This window comes from Photorhabdus heterorhabditis, assembly GCF_018448905.1.
GTDB classification, from domain to species: Bacteria; Pseudomonadota; Gammaproteobacteria; order Enterobacterales; family Enterobacteriaceae; genus Photorhabdus; species Photorhabdus heterorhabditis.
Genome location: NZ_RCWA01000098.1, coordinates 1 through 2596 on the forward strand (window position 1 = coordinate 1; position 2596 = coordinate 2596).

A 2596-nucleotide genomic window follows, 5' to 3' on the forward strand; every position below is an offset into this window, starting at 1 on the left:
GCTTTTCCTGATTGATCCTGACAATGGATATGAAAGGAATGCTTGCCAAGATCGATGCCAATCAATGCGATAGTGTTCATGATGGTGGCCTCTTAAATAAAAAATAAATCACACGCTGTCAATATATTGCTAACAGGGTGAGGGCGGCCATCTCATTAGTGTGGGGCATTTATGTAGCAAAACAGCTAAAGAAGCCACTTTAACGTATAAGTATTCATGGGCCGATAATGGGTAATAGTCCGGTTGAGTTGCCCACTTTACCGCTAAATAACTCAAGTGCCCCAGACTTTTTTATGCTCTCCTAGTTCGTCATTGCTGAGTTTTTTACTGGTCGGCTGGGTTTTTACCCGCCTGACTGCGTTCTTCATCAGACAAGGCTTCATAGCGGGCAATTTCTGTATTGAGCGTATCGGATTGGCTGCGCAATTCGTCGAACTGTTTGGCTTCCTCGGCAGTCAGTGAGCGCTTTTCGTCTTCGGCTTTGGTAAGCAACGAGCGCATTTGTTGGGTTAAATCGGTTTTATGTTGGTGTAATTCGAGTAGTTTTTTCATGGTGTTTTTGGAATAGTTATTTTCTTTAAAACACTATTTAACACCGTGAAAAATAATAAAAAAGCCTCTGTGATTTAGAGGCTAAACAAGGGGAAACATGAAGACAAAATATTTACAAAACTTTTCATTTACAAAGTAATAAATTTCTTACATAGGTTGTTGGTGACATCCACGATATTTTATCACATGTCAAATAACCATCATTTTTTAACTTATAATCAACATAAAAAGAGATAGGTAAGCTAATGACAAATGATGCAATCATCAATCTACTCAGGTACTTAACAAGTATTTTGTTGTATTTAGGTAATCTATCAAATATAAAGAAAAAAATAGAACCTGATAAAGAGTAAAATATTATAGGGAAAGATAGAATACTTATAACAACTGCGCTGGAGAATGTTATTTCATCTTTCATTAATACTAATGAAACAGCAGATTTAATAATGAAGAACATCAGAAATGTAAGGAATAATAACAATATTACTCCACCCAAGGCTTTTAAATATTTGCTATTCACCTAATTCTTCCCATCGTATTAAAAAAATATTGTAAGTCTGCTTCCGGTGTTCTTGGCTTTCTCTTCATTTCTTCTTTAAAAAGTGCTATTAATTTTTCGCTTATTCCATATTGCTTATCAACAAGATCTAAACCGATAGCCGCTAGAATTCCAACAGCTAAAACTATTCCCGCAACAACAATAATACTTCCACCTACCAAAGCAGTGGCAGTTAAAAGTGATCCTACAATCCAAGAGGAAGCAGCAATAATAGCAGTTTTAGCCATATCCATTGTTATGTTGCCGATAAAATCGGCTAAAGTATATTCATCCTTAAAAATACTTTCTATCAATCTATAGCCAATCGAAAAGACAATACAGAATCTAACACCTTTGATAATACTAGCATTAAGACCCTGCTGTCCTATCCCCATGGCTAACATTTGAGGGTGGCTAGCACCGTATCGGGTTCCCCTGACAAGACGCCTAAGACCAGCATGACCTGACAGATGAATATATTTTTCCCCATTTTCTCCCACATAGGTTTTTGCAGTAATACTTAACCTCTTAAATTCCCGGCAAACATCAAAAAACCCATGTGAATCATAAATATTTCCCACATAGGTGGAAATAGGATCTGTGACAGAAAATACATGCGCCATAGGATTTTTTTTCTTGTTATCTACTTCCGTGCCTCTTGCAAATTCGTCTCCGTAACTTAGATTTTCTGCTTCCGTACCTCTTGCAAATGCTTCTCCATGACTTGGGGTTTGTGGATGGGAGGGACTGATATCCTCAATAATGCTTTTGGCTTGCGCTAATGTAAGAACAAAGTGATATTGGGTATTATCACTCAATACTTTTTCTAACCCAATGGCATCAAAAAATTCATGCTGGGGTTTTAGCTGATTAATCCCTACATTACCCCTTAAAAAATCGCCCATATAACCATCCCAAGTGGGATTATATTTTTTATGTGTCATTCCTCAATTCTCCGTAGCACTCAATATCAAATTAATAATTGATTGACTTGTGTCAAGATTTCCGATGTAGCATCAATTAAACAGGATATAACAACAATACTTACCCATTCCAGCATGGAAAAGATCCACCTTTAAATTTGTGATGAATCTCTATTCTTAAGCAAAATCAGACAATTACTTAATTTTAATTTCAGTCTTACCATAATAAAAAAATTATGCACTAAATTTATTATCCCAGACTCATCCGGCTTTTATTTGCCTGCCAGAAATACCCCCTAAAAATCTTTTTCGCCTCCTTCGCTGTCCACCCTCTGCATAATTCACTGAACGCCTTGCTACATCTGGGTTTGCCGCAATTAATATGATATTCATTGACTGTATCTCCTGTTCACCCATTTTTTATATGAATGAAGAGAATGTATAGTAGGAGAGCGTAAAATCTATGGTCGCCCTCGTTTTTGCAACACTCATTTTGATGAATTTTGGGCTTGCTTAAATCTATCCGGCGTCACTATAGGCAAGGAACCTGCGCCTCGATGAGTTCCGCGCCTGATGAACCTTA

3 protein-coding genes are annotated in these 2596 nt (G+C 37.0%); all 3 read right to left on the reverse strand.

Annotated features, from left to right (window positions below; all coding sequences use genetic code 11):
- Window positions 1-324 precede the first annotated feature (324 nt).
- The gene (locus tag EAE89_RS22595; RefSeq protein WP_054481674.1) at window positions 325-552 is read right to left on the reverse strand and encodes a phage major capsid protein; all 228 of its coding nucleotides are present in this window, start codon (window positions 550-552) and stop codon (window positions 325-327) included.
- A 124-nt stretch (window positions 553-676) separates the two neighbouring features.
- A complete protein-coding gene (locus EAE89_RS22600) occupies window positions 677-1072 on the reverse strand; it encodes a DUF1240 domain-containing protein (RefSeq protein WP_054481672.1) in 396 nt (131 codons plus the stop codon).
- Entirely contained in the window at window positions 1069-2034 is a 966-nt protein-coding gene (locus EAE89_RS22605) for a hypothetical protein (RefSeq protein ID WP_214086630.1), read from the reverse strand. The genes EAE89_RS22600 and EAE89_RS22605 overlap by 4 nt, the downstream gene beginning before the upstream one ends.
- Window positions 2035-2596 lie beyond the last annotated feature (562 nt).

Excerpts from the sequence above, each read along its gene's own strand:
- EAE89_RS22595 (WP_054481674.1), bottom strand. The coding sequence starts at position 552 with ATGAAAAAACTACTCGAATTACACCAACATAAAACCGATTTAACCCAA.
- EAE89_RS22605 (WP_214086630.1), bottom strand. The coding sequence starts at position 2,034 with ATGACACATAAAAAATATAATCCCACTTGGGATGGTTATATGGGCGAT.